Source organism: Candidatus Nitrotoga fabula (assembly GCF_905221025.1).
In the GTDB taxonomy this organism is placed as follows: domain Bacteria; phylum Pseudomonadota; class Gammaproteobacteria; order Burkholderiales; family Gallionellaceae; genus Nitrotoga; species Nitrotoga fabula.
This window is the reverse complement of the sequence record NZ_CAJNBL010000044.1, coordinates 69,613-84,590: the sequence shown is the minus strand read 5'-3', so window position 1 is coordinate 84,590 and position 14,978 is coordinate 69,613. Positions and strand designations below refer to the sequence as shown.

The 14,978-nt window shown below is 53.3% G+C and carries 13 protein-coding genes and 1 tRNA gene; 10 read left to right on the top strand and 4 right to left on the bottom strand.

Annotation, left to right across the window (positions count from 1 at the left end; all coding sequences use genetic code 11):
• A complete protein-coding gene (locus tag KJA68_RS10485) occupies positions 1–3,099 on the top strand; it encodes an efflux RND transporter permease subunit (protein ID WP_213036881.1) in 3,099 nt (1,032 codons plus the stop codon).
• Positions 3,100–3,304: 205 nt separating this feature from the next.
• Entirely contained in the window at positions 3,305–3,808 is a 504-nt protein-coding gene (locus KJA68_RS10480; protein ID WP_213036880.1) for a hypothetical protein, read from the top strand.
• A 206-nt stretch (positions 3,809–4,014) separates the two neighbouring features.
• On the opposite strand, the gene KJA68_RS10475 is transcribed toward KJA68_RS10480, so the two are convergent.
• From KJA68_RS10475 to KJA68_RS10460, 4 genes are all read right to left on the bottom strand, one after another.
• Positions 4,015–4,665 (bottom strand): protein-L-isoaspartate O-methyltransferase family protein, encoded by a 651-nt coding sequence (locus tag KJA68_RS10475; RefSeq protein ID WP_213036879.1) that lies wholly within the window; start codon positions 4,663–4,665, stop codon positions 4,015–4,017.
• 199 nt (positions 4,666–4,864) lie between these two features.
• A complete protein-coding gene (locus KJA68_RS10470) occupies positions 4,865–6,208 on the bottom strand; it encodes a GldG family protein (protein WP_213036878.1) in 1,344 nt (447 codons plus the stop codon).
• Between the two features lie 7 nt (positions 6,209–6,215).
• The gene (locus KJA68_RS10465; RefSeq protein WP_213036877.1) at positions 6,216–6,962 is read right to left on the bottom strand and encodes an ABC transporter permease; all 747 of its coding nucleotides are present in this window, start codon (positions 6,960–6,962) and stop codon (positions 6,216–6,218) included.
• Positions 6,959–7,900, bottom strand: a complete 942-nt coding sequence (locus KJA68_RS10460) for an ABC transporter ATP-binding protein (RefSeq protein WP_213036876.1) — start codon at positions 7,898–7,900, stop codon at positions 6,959–6,961. The genes KJA68_RS10465 and KJA68_RS10460 overlap by 4 nt, the downstream gene beginning before the upstream one ends.
• A gap of 308 nt (positions 7,901–8,208) precedes the next feature.
• Here KJA68_RS10460 and KJA68_RS10455 point away from each other — a divergent pair, with 308 nt between their 5' ends.
• The 8 genes from KJA68_RS10455 (at position 8,209) to ychF (ending at position 14,931) form a co-directional block, all read left to right on the top strand.
• Positions 8,209–9,927 carry a tetratricopeptide repeat protein gene (locus KJA68_RS10455; RefSeq protein ID WP_213036875.1) on the top strand — a complete coding sequence of 573 codons (1,719 nt, stop codon included), beginning with the start codon at positions 8,209–8,211 and terminating at the stop codon, positions 9,925–9,927.
• On the top strand, positions 9,924–10,487 hold the full coding sequence (lolB, locus tag KJA68_RS10450; protein ID WP_246487148.1) for a lipoprotein insertase outer membrane protein LolB: 564 nt from the start codon (positions 9,924–9,926) through the stop codon (positions 10,485–10,487). Before KJA68_RS10455 ends, lolB begins: the two co-directional genes overlap by 4 nt.
• Positions 10,475–11,341, top strand: a complete 867-nt coding sequence (gene ispE / locus KJA68_RS10445) for a 4-(cytidine 5'-diphospho)-2-C-methyl-D-erythritol kinase (RefSeq protein ID WP_213036874.1) — start codon at positions 10,475–10,477, stop codon at positions 11,339–11,341. The genes lolB and ispE overlap by 13 nt, the downstream gene beginning before the upstream one ends.
• Before the next feature lie 13 nt (positions 11,342–11,354).
• Positions 11,355–11,429 (top strand) — tRNA-Gln (locus tag KJA68_RS10440).
• Between the two features lie 60 nt (positions 11,430–11,489).
• Positions 11,490–12,440 carry a ribose-phosphate pyrophosphokinase gene (locus KJA68_RS10435; protein ID WP_213036946.1) on the top strand — a complete coding sequence of 317 codons (951 nt, stop codon included), beginning with the start codon at positions 11,490–11,492 and terminating at the stop codon, positions 12,438–12,440.
• A gap of 83 nt (positions 12,441–12,523) precedes the next feature.
• Positions 12,524–13,126 (top strand): 50S ribosomal protein L25/general stress protein Ctc, encoded by a 603-nt coding sequence (locus KJA68_RS10430; protein ID WP_213036873.1) that lies wholly within the window; start codon positions 12,524–12,526, stop codon positions 13,124–13,126.
• 120 nt (positions 13,127–13,246) lie between these two features.
• Complete coding sequence (gene pth / locus KJA68_RS10425) at positions 13,247–13,822, top strand: aminoacyl-tRNA hydrolase (protein ID WP_213036872.1); 576 nt, start codon at positions 13,247–13,249, stop codon at positions 13,820–13,822.
• A 17-nt stretch (positions 13,823–13,839) separates the two neighbouring features.
• On the top strand, positions 13,840–14,931 hold the full coding sequence (ychF, locus tag KJA68_RS10420; protein ID WP_213036871.1) for a redox-regulated ATPase YchF: 1,092 nt from the start codon (positions 13,840–13,842) through the stop codon (positions 14,929–14,931).
• Positions 14,932–14,978: the final 47 nt, after the last annotated feature.

Sequence of the window (14,978 nt, the reverse complement as noted above, 5' to 3'; positions counted from 1 at the left end):
ATGCTGAAATCCCTGATTCGGGTAGCGCTTGATCAGCGTCTGGTAATCGTCGCAGTCGCGTTGTGCCTGGTAGCATTCGGATTGAATGCGGCCAGGAAGCTGTCGGTGGATGCATTTCCGGATGTAACCAATGTGCAGGTTCAGATTGCCACGGAAGCGCTGGGCCGTTCACCGGAAGAAGTGGAACGCTTTGTTACTGTGCCGCTTGAGATGGCCATGACCGGTCTGCCGGGGCTTGAGGAGATGCGCTCACTGAATAAGCCCGGATTGTCACTGATCACGCTGGTATTTACCGATGCCACCGATGTCTATTTTGCGCGCCAGCTGGTCATGGAGCGCCTGATCGAAGTTGGCGGGCGCATGCCCCAGGGAGTGATGCCCGTGCTTGGCCCATTGTCGACCGGGCTGGGAGAAGTCTATCAATATACCCTGGAGCACCCTGATGATGGAAAAAGCGCTCTTAGCCAGCAGGAACTGGTCAAGCGCCGCACTACCCAGGACTGGGTGGTGCGCCCGCTGCTGCGCGGTATTCCCGGCGTCGCCGAGATCAATTCCCAGGGGGGCTACGTCAAGCAGTATCAGGTGCTTGTAAATCCTGACCGCATGCGGCATTACATGGTTACCCTGCAGGATGTGTATCAGGCCCTCGCCCGTAATAATGCCAACTCCGGAGGTGGGGTCCTGCCCCATTATGCCGAGCAATACTTGATCCGGGGCATAGGCCTGATCAAGACACTGGATGACATTCGTACGATTGTGCTCAAGGAGCAGGATGGAATACCGGTATTCGTGCGTGATGTTGCAGAGGTGACCATCGGTCATGAGGTGCGCTACGGAGCATTGCTGAAAAACGGTGTTACCGAGTCTGTCGGTGGAATCGTGATGATGATACGCGCGGGCAATGCCAAAGATGTCGTTAACCGGGTCAAAAAAAGGGTTGAGGAAATCAACAGCAGGGGGATGCTCCCCGATGGCCTCAGGATAGTTCCCTATTATGACCGCAGCGAACTGGTTGATGCGGCGTTGAATACGGTGCTGAAGGTGTTGCTTGAGGGCGTAATTCTGGTCATTATCGTGCTGTTTCTATTTCTCGGGGATGTGCGCTCGTCCCTGATCGTGGTTTCCTCCCTGTTGTTGACGCCCCTGATCACTTTTATGGTGATGAACCATTACGGCCTGTCTGCCAATCTGATGTCACTTGGCGGACTTGCCATTGCAACCGGGCTGATCGTGGATGGTGCGGTGGTGGTGGTGGAGCATGCTTTTCAGCGGCTGGCCACGCATAAAGGGGTTAGCAGAATGCACGTCGTGATTGACGCGGCTGCGGAAGTCGCCACTCCGGTGATTTTTGGCATTTCCATTATTATTCTGGTGTTCCTGCCGTTAATGACACTGCATGGCATGGAGGGCAAAATGTTTGCTCCTCTCGCATTTACCATTGCGATTGCATTGTTCGTATCGCTGATCTTGTCGCTAACCCTGATCCCGGTTTTATGCACCTACTTTCTGGTTGGGAAGGAGGAGCACGATACCCGTCTGGTTGCACTGTTGAAAAAGCCTTACATGCGTTTGCTGGACTGGACGCTTTCCAATGGCAAAAAAACCATTGCCTTGTCAGGCTTGGCTTTCGTCGGATCCCTGCTGTTACTGCCCATGCTCGGCATGGCTTTTATACCGGAAATGAAGGAAAACTCAATTGTGCCAGGCATCGTCCGGGTACCCAATATTTCGCTGGATGAATCCATCGCGATGGAAATGGAGGCACTGCGCATGATCATGCAGGTGCCCGGGGTGAAATCTGCGGTGTCGGCTGTAGGTCGTGGCGAAAGTCCGGCAGATCCGCAAAGTCAGAACGAATCGAGCCCGATTGTGAGCCTGAAGCCCCGTAATGAATGGCCCGGGGGATGGACGCAGGACAATATTGCGGATGCGATCCGGGAAAAGGTCAAGACTTTGCCCGGGGTTCAGATTGTAATGGCCCAGCCAATTTCCGCCCGGGTGGCGGAGTTGGTTACCGGCGTGCGGTCCGATGTCGCGATCAAATTGTTCGGAGATGATCTGGAGATGCTCAGGCTGAAGGCCGACGCCATTGCTAAAGTGGCTTCATCCATCAATGGTGCTCAGGATCTGCGCGTGGAAAAAATTACCGGACAGCAATATTTATCCATTAATATCGACCGGCAGATCATCGCCCGTCATGGTCTCAACGTGGCAGATGTGAATGATGTGATTGAGACAGCCATTGGTGGCAGAGAAACTACGGAAATATTTGAAGGCGAGCGCCGTTTCAGCGCTGTGGTGCGTCTGCCGGAAGGTTTCCGCAATAATCTGAGGGAGATCCGTGCCCTGCGTGTCATTTCGCCCAATGGTGCCCATGTTGCCCTGGAAGATCTGGCCACGATCAATGTACTGGACGGCCCCGCTCAGATCAGCCGGGAAAAGGCCAAGCGCCGCATTGTCGTGGGCGTGAACGTAAAAAACCGTGACCTGGGTGGTTTTGTTTCCGAATTACAGGCAGCAGTCAATGCAAAGGTTCCATTGCCGGAAGGCTACTATCTGGAATGGGGTGGCCAGTTCCAGAACATGCAGCACGCAATGAATCACCTGATGATCATCATTCCAGTAACCATCGCTGCAATTTTTTTCCTGCTGTTTCTGCTGTTTGGCGCCCTGCGCTATGCCTCGTTAATTATCATGGTGCTTCCTTTCGCTTCGATAGGCGGGGTGGTGTCCCTGTTTATAACCAGGGAATACCTGTCAGTACCAGCCTCTGTCGGTTTCATCGCACTGTGGGGGATAGCTGTATTAAACGGGGTAGTGCTGGTATCCTACATTCGGACCTTGCGTAAAGGGATGTCTCAGGCCGAGGCGATCATTCAAGGCTGTCAGCAACGTTTCCGCCCGGTCCTGATGACTGCCACGGTAGCGATGCTGGGGCTCGTTCCGATGCTGTTTGCCACGGGGCCAGGATCTGAAGTGCAACGACCTTTGGCTATTGTGGTAATCGGTGGACTGGTTACTTCCACTTTTCTGACCCTGATAGTGCTGCCGACACTGTACAGATGGTTCGAGGAAAAGCATAATATTTTACATGAATAAAAATCGATGCGACTTACTCTAGGTAAGGTAAGTTGGTTAAAGTAGACTGGTAAAGTTACAATATGCAACCAGATGTCTGCATGCAAGCAGAAGGATGAGCGCGGATGTGCAGGCTGATGCCGTGGCAGAGCGGCAGGAAATTCATGCTGCCGATGTTTCAAATGAATTGTTTAATTTCAGGTGAATGGTGATTTGATTTTTTCTCATGATTGAAATAACTGTTGCTACCATTATCATCACGGTAATCATAGTGCTTACGTTGCGGAATACCAAACGCGTGGCACTTGAAAACCCGCTCATTCTCAACCGCACCGGACAATATCATGCAATATTGGCGCCAAAGCTCAATGTGGCGCAAACATTTGTTGAGACGGTTGCCAAGCAGTTGTCAGACATGAGGGAAGCAAATCAGGATAGCGCAACGCAATGTTTTGAGGTGCGTGACCCGGAAGCTGCCAAACTTGGCCAGGATCTCTACCTGCTTGCCATCACAATGCGCAATGGTCTTCTGTATTTTCAGGCGGTGACTCCAGATCAACCGAATGGCAATCCGGAAGTGCACCGCCATAAACTGCTGGAAGCAGCTCATAATGCACTTGCCAGGATTCCTGTCGCGGGCACTCATAATGATGGCATGGATGAGCATGTCATCGCATCAGCCAGCAGAGCGGCGCACCAGCTTGGCATCCAGCTAAGAAAAATAGACTAGGGCATGCGGGTGTCCGGGTGTGATTCGGACATTAACCCATTCATGGGCGCCGGTTATAGAATAACGGGTGTCTGATGTTTTGAGGTTGGCGCGGTCATTACCCATGAACACGGACCGGGCAATCATGGCCCGGGCTGGCGGGGTAGTTGTTTGATTTCAGAATTTCTTGTTCAGTCGTTGCAAGATTCGGAAACAAGCAAGGGAGATTAAAAAATGAAACGCTCGGGTGGCAAAGCGTTCTGCAGTGGTGCCACGACGGTTTCAAAAATCGTTTCAGTTTCAAATTTTCCGGGTGCCAAATAGCGAATCAGTCTGGCATGCATCACCGGTTCATCGCCAACAATGGCAAACAGGCGGCCTTCAGGATTCAAACTGTTCTGGAAAGCTTTCGGTAAAACCGGAACTGATCCTGTTAAAACAATCACATCGTAAGTACCGGGCCAGCCTTGTGCTGCATCGCCTAGTTCCAGGGTTACATTTTGAATCTGGTGTGCTGCCAGATTCTTTTTCGCAAAGGCATGCAGTTCCGGAACGATTTCGATACTGGTCACATGTTTCGCCAGATGGGCTAGTAGCGCAGTCAAATATCCGCTTCCGCTGCCAATTTCCAGAACACGATCGCTGCCCTTGACCTGCAAAATCTGCAATGCGCGGGCTTCCAGTTTTGGAGACCACATTGACGCGCCATGCCCCAGAGGAATTTCCATGTCCATGAAGGCCATGCTTTGTCTGTCAGTTGGAACGAAGTTTTCGCGTTTAACCGCGCTCAGCAAATCCAGGATACGCACATCCAGCACATCCCAAGGGCGGATTTGTTGCTCAACCATGTTAAAGCGCGCCTGTTCCAGGTTACCCATTCCAATCTGCTCCGAAATATAATCAATCTTTAATTTGTAAGTATAACAAGGACCTTGCTTCTGCTCAATGCGTGACCGGTTTGTCCAATTTTTTCATTTCCATGCTGCGCCAGGACAGGATGCAAGGACAGTCAGACAAGTCAGTAGAAACGGATTGCAGGAGATACCTTAAGTCAGGTGTGATCTTGCCAGCCTTTTTTCACTTCTGCGCATGCCGGAGGTTGCGCCACCACAGGACAGCGCCTACCGAAATGAGCAGCATGGGCAACGCAACCAGCAGGCTGCCGTTGATGATGCCGAGATCAGTTTTACTCAGGGTAACCGTATCATCCTTTACCGGGCGGAGTCGGGGGGAGATGAATATTTCTTCGTGCCCGAGCCAGTTTACCATGCTGACGCCGAGATCCAGATTGCCGCCATTTCCAGAATAGGCATTGGCAAGAAACAGGCTGCTTCCAACGATAGCGATACGCTGTTCACGATCATTGATATTGCGTTGCAGTGTGAGCGCAATGGTGATCGGTCCCGGGACATCCTGAGTGGAATTAAAATATGGCTTATCCTCCGGGATGTTATGACTGAGCCAGCCACGCGGAGCAACTTCAGCCAGCGGAATACGATGCCATGCATCGCTTTCTTCCCAGTCTATGGATCGAGCAAGGGGAAATGTTGTGGTCAGGTTGAAGTTCTGGGTAATGACATGTGGCGGGTAATTTGCCCCCAGTGCCCAGGTTGCGGGGAGATTCATTTCTTCTGCCGCAGGGTCAATCACAATACCCGGAGTCAGCAGGATATCCAGATTTTCAGCCATGCGCTCGAGCCCATGCAACGGCCCAAAATCCACCAGCCAAAGCAGGTTGCCGCCGCCAGCAACATAGTGCAAAAGTTTTTCGATTTCCCCGGGGAACAGGTTAATCTGCGGCTGGGTGAGAATCAAAATACTTGTATCAATGGGAATCTTTGGGGTCTGTGCAAGGTTCATGCTCTCCAGCCGAAAGCCATTTTGCCGGAGCTGCCTGCCAAATTTACCGAGATCATGCTCTCTGTTACCTTCCAGGCTGGGTTCACCATGCGTGTCAAGATACCTGACCAGCTGATTCCTGGTGCGCATCATGCGCAACAGCAAGCCGGTAAATGCCTGCTCGTTTAATTGGCTAAGACGTTCCCTTCTTCCGCCGTAATCAACCAGCATTTCTCCGTTAAGACGAATATTCGCCTTGCGCGCCTGTTCCGGTTGCTTTTCTGGATCGATGAAGGTGAGCCTGATGTCCGGTTTGTAGCGCTGATAGGTGGCTACGAAATCACGGGTTGCCTGTTGCATGTCGCCCTGGTTTTCGTTGATAAACATGGTAAGTTTGATTTTCCCGGGCATTTGCGCCAGTACATTTACCGTGCTGTCGGACAGGCTGTTGTTCCCATTTTGCGTCATGTCCCACTGTACCGGGTGGTCTGTGGCCAGTTGTTGCAGAAGTATTGCAACCGCGAGCAGCCATGCGGTAAAGGCAAGGTTTGTAATCAGCAGCTTGAACTGCGGATGTTGCATGAGGAATTTACTGGCCATACATGCGATTGTTATGAAGCTGCCGTATCGTCAGCACCAGAAAGAAGCCACAAAATAACAAAAAGAACACCATATCCCCGCTATTTAATAATCCAATATTGAAATTCTGAAAATGGTGGGTGGGTGTAAGCGCGCGCCAGGATGCGTCATGCTCCTCTGTACTGATATCCACCAGCATCAGACCGAAAGAAATGGCCAAAGCTCCGATGGCTGCGATAGCGGGCTGTAATGTAAGTGCGGAGACATACATCCCCAGGGCAGCATAACTGGCGCAAAGTAGCATAAGCCCCAAAGCGTTAGCCAGAATCAGCCCGATGTCCAGCTGCGTGCCTGCTGCCAGTGTCAGAACAATCAAAACGCAGCTGAGGGTAACGGGCACTAGAAACAGCATAAGTCCGGTGAATTTTCCCAGCACGATTTCCCAGTTGGAAACCGGCGAACTCATGAGTAGTGTCATGGTCTGATTGCGGCGCTCTTCAGCGATCAAGCGCATGGTAAATACCGGGATGAGCATCATCATGATCAGCGCTGCCGAGCTGAATAGAGGAGCTGCAACGGCAGACGTGGCTCCAGGGGCGTTGATCAGCTGGGCTAGCTGTGGCTGTAGCTGTATGAAAGCGTCGAGGCGAGCCAAAAAAAACAGGGCGAAGATAAATTGCAGCATACCCAGAATCAACCAGGTTGAAGGGGTGCCAAACAGGCTGCGGAGTTCCTTGCGAGCAATGGTGAGGATCATGATTTTCCGGTTTGCGTGATTTGCATGAATACGTCTTCTAGCGCAGACCGGAGCGGAACCAGCGGTTCTGCCAGCCAGCCTTTCTTTGCTGCGAGCTCAAGCAGAGCGGCACCCGGGTTGCTGTCGTGTGCATGCAGAATGCGGAACTGTGTGGCAGAAAGCTGGTCTACTTGCTGTACGCCGGCGACGGATTGCAATTCCGGAAGCGCAGGTGGCGACAGGAGAGTGAGGATGAACCCTGGCTGGTTAAGGCCATATTGTTGCATCTGTGCGCTGGTGCTACCGTAAACCAGGCGACCATGGTGAAGAATCTCAGCCCGGTCGCAGATGGATTCCACTTCGTCTAACAAATGGGTAGAGAGAATTACGCTGTACAGGCTGCCCAGCTCCCGGATCAACGCGCGGATATCACGGATCTGCGACGGGTCGAGGCTGACGGTAGGTTCGTCAAGAATGATTACTTCCGGTTGATGGATGATTGCCTGCGCAATGCCGATGCGCTGCTGATAACCCTTGGAAAGGGTGCCAATGATTTTCTTTCCGCTATCCTGCAAGCTGCAACGGTATTTGGTTTCGGCCAGGGCATCCATTATTCGCGTAGGGGGCATGCGACGCAGCCTTGCGGCAAACATCAGGAAATCATCCACTTTCATGTCCTGGTACACAGGCACTCTTTCCGGCACGAATCCAATTTTTGCCTTGGCCATCCTGGGATGGCGGGTCAGGTCGAAACCGCATATTTCTATTTGTCCGGACTGCGGCAGCAATGTGCCGGCCAGCATTTGCAGCGTAGTGCTTTTGCCAGCGCCATTCTGTCCGAGCAGGCCGAGCACTTCGCCCTGCCGAAGTTGCAAAGATACCCCCCGGATGGCTTCATTTCGGCCGAAGCAGCGAACCAGGTTGTGTGCGGCTAGCGTGATAGGCGCTGTGACTGACATGGGCATTGGAGCAAACTAATTGGAGCAGACTATATATTGGAAAAGAAATATACCCTAACATACGACTTTTAGTGCATGAAATTATGCTGATCCCGAAAGGAAAAAGCTGGCATCATTTGCATGATGTACTGTTCGTTTCCGACAAGAATGGCAAGTTCTGGCTGTATTGTGTTTGGATGTTCCGCAAATTGGGATAACCGGATCGGAGTGCGGCGTGGAAAATAACGGGAGAAGACGCTTGCCAGAATGATACTGGATGGTGTTGGCTCCATGAATGTATGATCTTTAAATACTGAATATATTAAATTATGATTAATTTGAAACGAACTACGGTTGTATTTGCGATGTTGCTCGCTTCCTGTGCGCAGGCGTCACAACAAGGGCTCGGACAAGACAAAAAACCGGGATTTGCAGTCCAGAAACAGGCCGAATTGCCCAAACAGGAATTAACGGCCCAGATGCTGTATGAATATCTTCTAGGTGAAATGGCCCTGCAGCGGGGTCAGTCCAGGCTGGCCGCCCAGATCCATTTGAAACTGGCCAATGTTACGCGTGATCCGCGTCTGGCGCGCTATGCTGCGCATCTGGCATTTGATACGCGTCAAATGGATAAGGCGGTAACTGCATTCCAGTTGTGGCTGGAGCTGGAGCCGGATTCCTTACTTGCGAAACAGGCGCTGGCTACCCTGCTGGTAAGCGGCGGAAAAATGGAAGAAGCGCGTCCGCATCTGGTGAGCGTCCTGGCGGCCTCCCCGGAGGATACCGGCAATGTATTTATGCAGATTGCCCCCATGATCGCAAATTATCCGGATAAAAATGCCGCACTCAACCTGCTGCGTGAATTGGCACAACCTTATCCGCGAGTAGCCGAGGCACATCTGGTAACCGCCCAGGTGGCAGCATCAGCCGGGAAACACGAGCTTGCCCTGGAAGAAGCGAGGCAGGCCCATTCCCTGCGCCCGGAATGGGATACCGCAATTATGCTCCATGCCCAGTTGATGCAGGTAACGGACCCCGGACAGGCACTGGTATTGTTGAAGACATACCTTGATAACTATCCTGATGCCAAGGAAGTCCGGTTGTTTTATGCACGAACCCTGCTGGAGCAGAAACAGAACCGCGAGGCCCGTACAGAATTCCAGCGGCTGCTGAACGCTTATCCGGATAACGCGGACCTGGCATTTGCGGTCGGATTGCTGTCGATTGACATCGGGGAGCTTGACCGGGGCGAGAAAGAGCTGCAGCAGGCGCTTTCGAGCGGAAAAAAGGATGAAAGCGTGGTGTATTACTATCTTGGGCAGCTAAGCGAAACCAAGAAGCAGTACGAAGATGCAATAAAAAACTATGCCAAGGTAAAGGACGGGGAATATAATTTCGTTGCGCGCTTGCGCATGGCGTACCTGAACAGCAAACAGGGCAAGCCTGAGGCTGCGCGTCAGATACTGGAGAAAACCGTTGCCAAGAATAATCAGCAGCGTATACGGCTGATCATGACGGAGGCCGAGATGCTGAGCGATGTGCAGCAGTTTGGGCCGGCCTACCAGAAATTAAAGCAAGGCCTGGAAAAATTCCCCAACCATCCTGATTTGATGTATGAGGCCGCAATGATGGCGGAGAAACTGGGCAACCATGATGGTTTTGAGCAGATGATGCGGAAATTGATCGAACTTAAACCGGATCATGCTCATGCGTACAATGCCCTGGGATACGGAATGCTGGAGCGCAATGAACGCTTACCCGAGGCCATGCAGTTGGTGGAGAAGGCCTATCAACTGGAGCCCAATGATGCCGGAATCATCGACAGCATGGGTTTTGGGTACTATCGTCTTGGCGATCTGCCCAAAAGCCTTGAGTTCCTGCGCAGGGCCTATGCTGCCAACCCGGACCCGGAAATCGCAGCTCATCTTGGTGAAGTGCTATGGGTGCAGGGGGACAAGGATCAGGCAAGAAAAGTATGGGATGATGCTCTGAAGATGCACCCAGAAAATATTCCGCTTCAGCTGGTTATTAAGAAATTTACCCATTGATACGCCTACTCTTTCTGTTATGTTTCCTGTTGCTGGCCGGTTGCGCAAGCACGCCGCCGGCAACCCACATTGTCACGCGACCGGCGCAGACGGAAAGCGTGCCTTTTGTTCTGTCCGGGCGGATCGCTGTCAAGCATGGCGATGACCGGTCTTCATCCGGTGTCCGCTGGACGCATCACTCCGAGGCGGATGAAATCCTTCTTATGGCGCCACTGGGGCAGACCGTGGCCCGCATCCGCAGTGACATTCAGGGGGCAGCGCTGGATATGCCTTTCAAGCATTATTCTGCACAGGATGCGGATGACCTGACGCAGCAGGTGCTGGGCTGGCGCCTGCCTCTGGCAGGTTTGCGTTACTGGGTGCTGGCATTGCCTGCGCCGAATGGCGCCTTTGATATGGAACGCGATATGAATGGCCAGGTGGCGCTGTTAAGCCAGGATGGCTGGGTGATACGTTATACGCGTTACGCCGCGCAGTCACCAGACAGTCTCCCGCTGCATGTTGCCCTGCAGCGGGAGGGGCTGGAAATCAGGCTGCTGATTGACGAATGGGAAATCTGACCGATACGCTGACTTTTCCGGCGCCCGCCAAGCTGAACCTTTTTTTACATGTGGTTGGGCGCAGGGCGGATGGGTATCATTTGTTGCAGACCCTGTTCAGATTTGTCGATTTCAGTGACCGGCTGCATTTTTCGCTGCGCGAAGATGGGGTGGTTCGTCGAAATAGTGAGCTGAACGGGGTGCCGCAGGAACATGATTTGTGCGTACGCGCAGCACGCATGCTAAAGCAGGAAACCGGATGCGGGCTCGGGGTGGATCTGACTCTGGAGAAATCCATACCAATGGGAGGAGGGCTGGGGGGGGGCAGTTCGGATGCGGCGACCACCCTGATTGCGCTAAATCGGCTGTGGGGCCTGGGGCTGTCGCGCGAAAGGCTGATGGAAATTGCACTGCTTCTGGGGGCGGATGTCCCGGTATTTGTATTTGGTGAAAATGCCTATGCCGAGGGAGTGGGCGATCAGTTGCAGGCATGGGTGGTTCCGGATGCATGGTATGTCATCTTGTTTCCGCCGGTGCATGTTGCAACCTCCAGGGTATTTGAACAGCTGCAATTTGCTAAATCACGATTGACACCGGATGCGATTTCCCGCAGAATTCGCGGCCTTTCATTGCGTCACCCGCAAAACGATCTACAATTGGTAGTTTGCGGGCTTTATACGGAAGTCGCGCGGCACGTTGCCTGGCTGGAGAGATTTGGCTTGGCACGGATGAGCGGTTCAGGAGCCTGTGTTTTTGCTGAATTTGCAGCTGAGACAGAGGCCAGGGCGGTTGTGGACCGGTTGCCGCCGGACATGAGGGGGATTGTGGCACGTGGGTTGCCGCATCACCCACTCCGGGATTGGGTCGCAATGTAACATGTAAAAATTTTGGGGAGTCGCCAAGTGGTAAGGCACCGGATTTTGATTCCGGCATTCGTAGGTTCGATCCCTACCTCCCCAGCCAGTATCACAGGATGTTGCCTGTTCAGGGCGCTTAAGCCCGCTTTTATTGAAGGGAAGCATGGTGTCCAGCGATAGTTTGATGGTGTTCACTGGCAATGCAAATCCTAAGCTTGCACAAAATGTAGCACAATGTCTTCATATCCAGCTTGGGCGAGCCACCGTTGACCGTTTTTCGGACGGCGAGGTGATGATAGAGATCATCGATAACGTTCGTGGCAAAGATGTGTTTGTGCTGCAATCGACCTGCGCCCCGACCAACGATAACCTGATGGAAGTGCTGATCATGGTAGATGCGCTGAAGCGCGCTTCTGCCGGACGGATTATTGCTGCGCTGCCCTATTTCGGCTATGCCCGGCAAGACCGGCGCCCGCGTTCCGCGCGCGTGGCGATCACTGCCAAGGTGGTGGCGAACATGCTCACAGAGGGCGGCGTAGACCGTGTTCTGACCATGGATCTGCATTCTGACCAGATACAGGGTTTTTTTGACATTCCAGTGGATAATATCTATGCCAGCCCGATCCTGCTGGCAGATGTGAGGAAGCACGATTACAAGAATCTGGTGGTGGTGTCGCCGGATGTGGGGGGGGTGGTGCGCGCACGCGCGCTGGCCAAGCGCCTGGAAGCGGATCTTACCATCATTGACAAGCGTCGCCCCAAGCCCAATGTGGCAAAGGTAATGAATATCATTGGCGAGGTCGTCGATCGCACCTGCCTGATCATGGATGACCTGGTCGACACGGGAAATACTCTATGCGAGGCGGCCGAGGCGTTAAAAGACAAGGGGGCGGAAAAAGTTCTGGCGTACTGCACCCATCCTGTCCTGTCGGGTCCGGCAATTGAGCGTATCCAGAATTCCGCACTGGACGAACTGGTTGTGACCGACACAATTCCATTGAGCGCCGATGCTTTGGCCTGCAAGCGTATCCGCCAGTTAAGCGTGGCCGAACTGCTGGCTGAAACCATTCATCGCATTCATGCGGAAGAGTCCGTCAGTTCACTATTTATAGAATAGTTTTTGTGGCAGTCATGTTGGTTGCTGCGTAACCTGGAATTGCCTGGTCGCGGGTGGTTCCGAAATTGAAGTGGAGAAAGAAAATGAAAATTGAATTGAGTGCAGCCTCCCGCAAGGCGCAAGGAACGGGTGCGAGCCGCCGTCTGCGCAAGAGCGGCCGTGTTCCCGGCATCGTCTATGGCGGCGGCGAACCGGTATTGATCGATTTGGATCATAACAATCTGTATCACCTGCTGCGCAAGGAAGCGTTCCATGCTTCTATCATGACGCTGGATGTGGATGGAAAAAAAGAGCCGGTGCTGTTACGGGATTTCCATATGCATCCGTTCCGTCAGCAAGTGCAGCATATTGATTTCCAGCGTGTGGAAGCCAGCAAGAAAATCCATATGAAGGTGCCCCTGCATTTTATTAATGCGGATATTGCGCCAGGAGTAAAGCAGGGCAAAGGGATCGTCTCCCATGTGCTGAATGAACTGGATGTTGCCTGTCTGCCTGCTGATCTGCCGGAATTTATCGAGGTGGATCTGTCGAACCTGATGCTGAATCATTCCATTCATGTGTCGGACCTGAAACTGCCTCAAGGCGTGGAAGCAGCCGGGATGCATGCCGGAGAGGCCGTAGTGGCCACCATTCAGGTGCCGCGAGGCGCAGCGGAAGCAGCCGCTGCGGCTGAACCGGCTGCCTGAGCCCAGGGAACGGAAGAGTCCGAATCATTTTCTGCGCTTCCGGCTAAAACCCGCCATTCTCCTGCAAAGGGTGTGGCGGGTTTTTAACATGGCGCAAACCGTTTCAGATGGGGGATCAGGATGAGTGAAATCCGGTTAATTGTCGGGCTGGGTAACCCCGGGCGTGAATATGATTTCACCCGGCATAATGCCGGATTCTGGTGGGTGGACGCACTCGCGCAACAGTATTCATGGTCTTTCAGGGCCGAAAGCAAGTTTCATGGACTGGTCGCGCGTGGCAGGCTGGAGGGGCATGAGCTGTTTCTGCTGAAGCCGCAAACCTTCATGAATGTCAGCGGCCGCGCAGTAGGCGCGCTGGCCCAGTTTTACCAAATCGAACCCGGTCAGATTCTGGTGGTGCATGACGAACTTGACCTGCCGCCAGGCGGGGTCAAGCTCAAATTCGGCGGCGGACATGGCGGGCATAACGGCCTGAAAGATATTTTCTCCCATCTGGGTACGCGGGAATTCTGGAGACTGCGCATCGGCATTGGTCATCCCGGTGAACGGGCGGCAGTCGTCAACTATGTACTGAATGCTCCACGTGCGGAAGAAAACGGCCAGATCGAACACGCCGTGCAGCGCGGGTTGCAGGTTGCCCCGCTGGTGTTCAGCGGCAAGCTGGAGGCGGCGATGCTCAAGCTGCACAGCAACTAAATTTGTAAGGAATATTCATGAGTCTGAAATGCGGAATTGTCGGTCTGCCTAATGTAGGCAAGTCCACTTTGTTCAATGCGCTAACCAAGGCGGGCATCGCGGCGGAAAATTACCCTTTCTGCACGATTGAGCCGAATGTCGGCATCGTTGAAGTTCCCGATGCCAGAATGCAGGCGCTTGCGGATATCGTTCAGCCCCAGAAAATGCAGTATGCCATTACCGAGTTCGTGGACATCGCCGGGCTGGTTGCGGGCGCATCCAAGGGCGAAGGGCTGGGCAACCAGTTTCTGGCCAACATACGCGAGACCGATGGGATCGTGAATGTGGTGCGCTGCTTTGAGGATGATAATGTGATCCATGTCGTGGGCAAGGTCGACCCGATTGCCGATGTCGAAACCATCATTACAGAGCTGGCACTGGCAGACCTGGCGACGGTGGAAAAGGCCCAGTTGCGCAATACCAAGCTGGCCCGCTCCGGCGACAAGGATGCAGTCAAATTTGGCGAATTGCTGGACCAGCTGGTGGCTCATTTAAATCAGGGCAAGCCTGCGCGCATGCTGAAACTGGATGCGGCACAGCTTGCCTCGCTCAGGCCGCTCTGCCTGCTGACGGTCAAACCCGCGATGTACGTAGCCAACGTGGCGGAAGATGGCTTCAAGAATAACCTGTTACTGACAAGAATAGAGGAGTTCGCCGCACGCGAAGGCGCCCCGGTGGTACCCATCTGCGCGGCACTGGAAGCGGAAATTTCCGAGCTGCCGGAAGAAGACAAGAAAGAATTTCTGGTGGATATCGGGCTGGAAGAGCCGGGGCTGAATCGGCTGGTCCGCGTGGCATACCGGCTTCTGGGCCTGCAAACCTATTTTACCGCCGGAGTCAAGGAAGTGCGTGCCTGGACCATACACAAAGGGTATACCGCTCCGCAGGCTGCCGGTGTCATTCATAATGATTTTGAGCGTGGTTTCATTCGCGCAGAAGTGATCAGCTACGACGATTTCGTCGCATGCAAAGGGGAGGCGGGCGCGAAGGAAAAAGGGAAAATGCGGCTTGAAGGCAAGGATTACGTGGTGCAGGACGGGGATGTCATGCATTTTCGTTTTAACGTCTAACGCTACATTCCAGCGGCCCGCCTCCGGCGGCCGCTGAATTCCAAGTT

Bases quoted from the DNA above. Each gene is read 5' to 3' on its own strand.
- KJA68_RS10465 (WP_213036877.1), bottom strand. From the start codon at position 6,962: ATGATCCTCACCATTGCTCGCAAGGAACTCCGCAGCCTGTTTGGCACC.
- ispE (WP_213036874.1), top strand. From the start codon at position 10,475: ATGGGAAATCTGACCGATACGCTGACTTTTCCGGCGCCCGCCAAGCTG.
- KJA68_RS10480 (WP_213036880.1), top strand. From the start codon at position 3,305: ATGATTGAAATAACTGTTGCTACCATTATCATCACGGTAATCATAGTG.
- KJA68_RS10455 (WP_213036875.1), top strand. From the start codon at position 8,209: ATGATTAATTTGAAACGAACTACGGTTGTATTTGCGATGTTGCTCGCT.
- KJA68_RS10470 (WP_213036878.1), bottom strand. From the start codon at position 6,208: ATGCAACATCCGCAGTTCAAGCTGCTGATTACAAACCTTGCCTTTACC.
- KJA68_RS10475 (WP_213036879.1), bottom strand. From the start codon at position 4,665: ATGGGTAACCTGGAACAGGCGCGCTTTAACATGGTTGAGCAACAAATC.
- KJA68_RS10430 (WP_213036873.1), top strand. From the start codon at position 12,524: ATGAAAATTGAATTGAGTGCAGCCTCCCGCAAGGCGCAAGGAACGGGT.
- KJA68_RS10460 (WP_213036876.1), bottom strand. From the start codon at position 7,900: ATGTCAGTCACAGCGCCTATCACGCTAGCCGCACACAACCTGGTTCGC.
- KJA68_RS10485 (WP_213036881.1), top strand. From the start codon at position 1: ATGCTGAAATCCCTGATTCGGGTAGCGCTTGATCAGCGTCTGGTAATC.
- ychF (WP_213036871.1), top strand. From the start codon at position 13,840: ATGAGTCTGAAATGCGGAATTGTCGGTCTGCCTAATGTAGGCAAGTCC.
- pth (WP_213036872.1), top strand. From the start codon at position 13,247: ATGAGTGAAATCCGGTTAATTGTCGGGCTGGGTAACCCCGGGCGTGAA.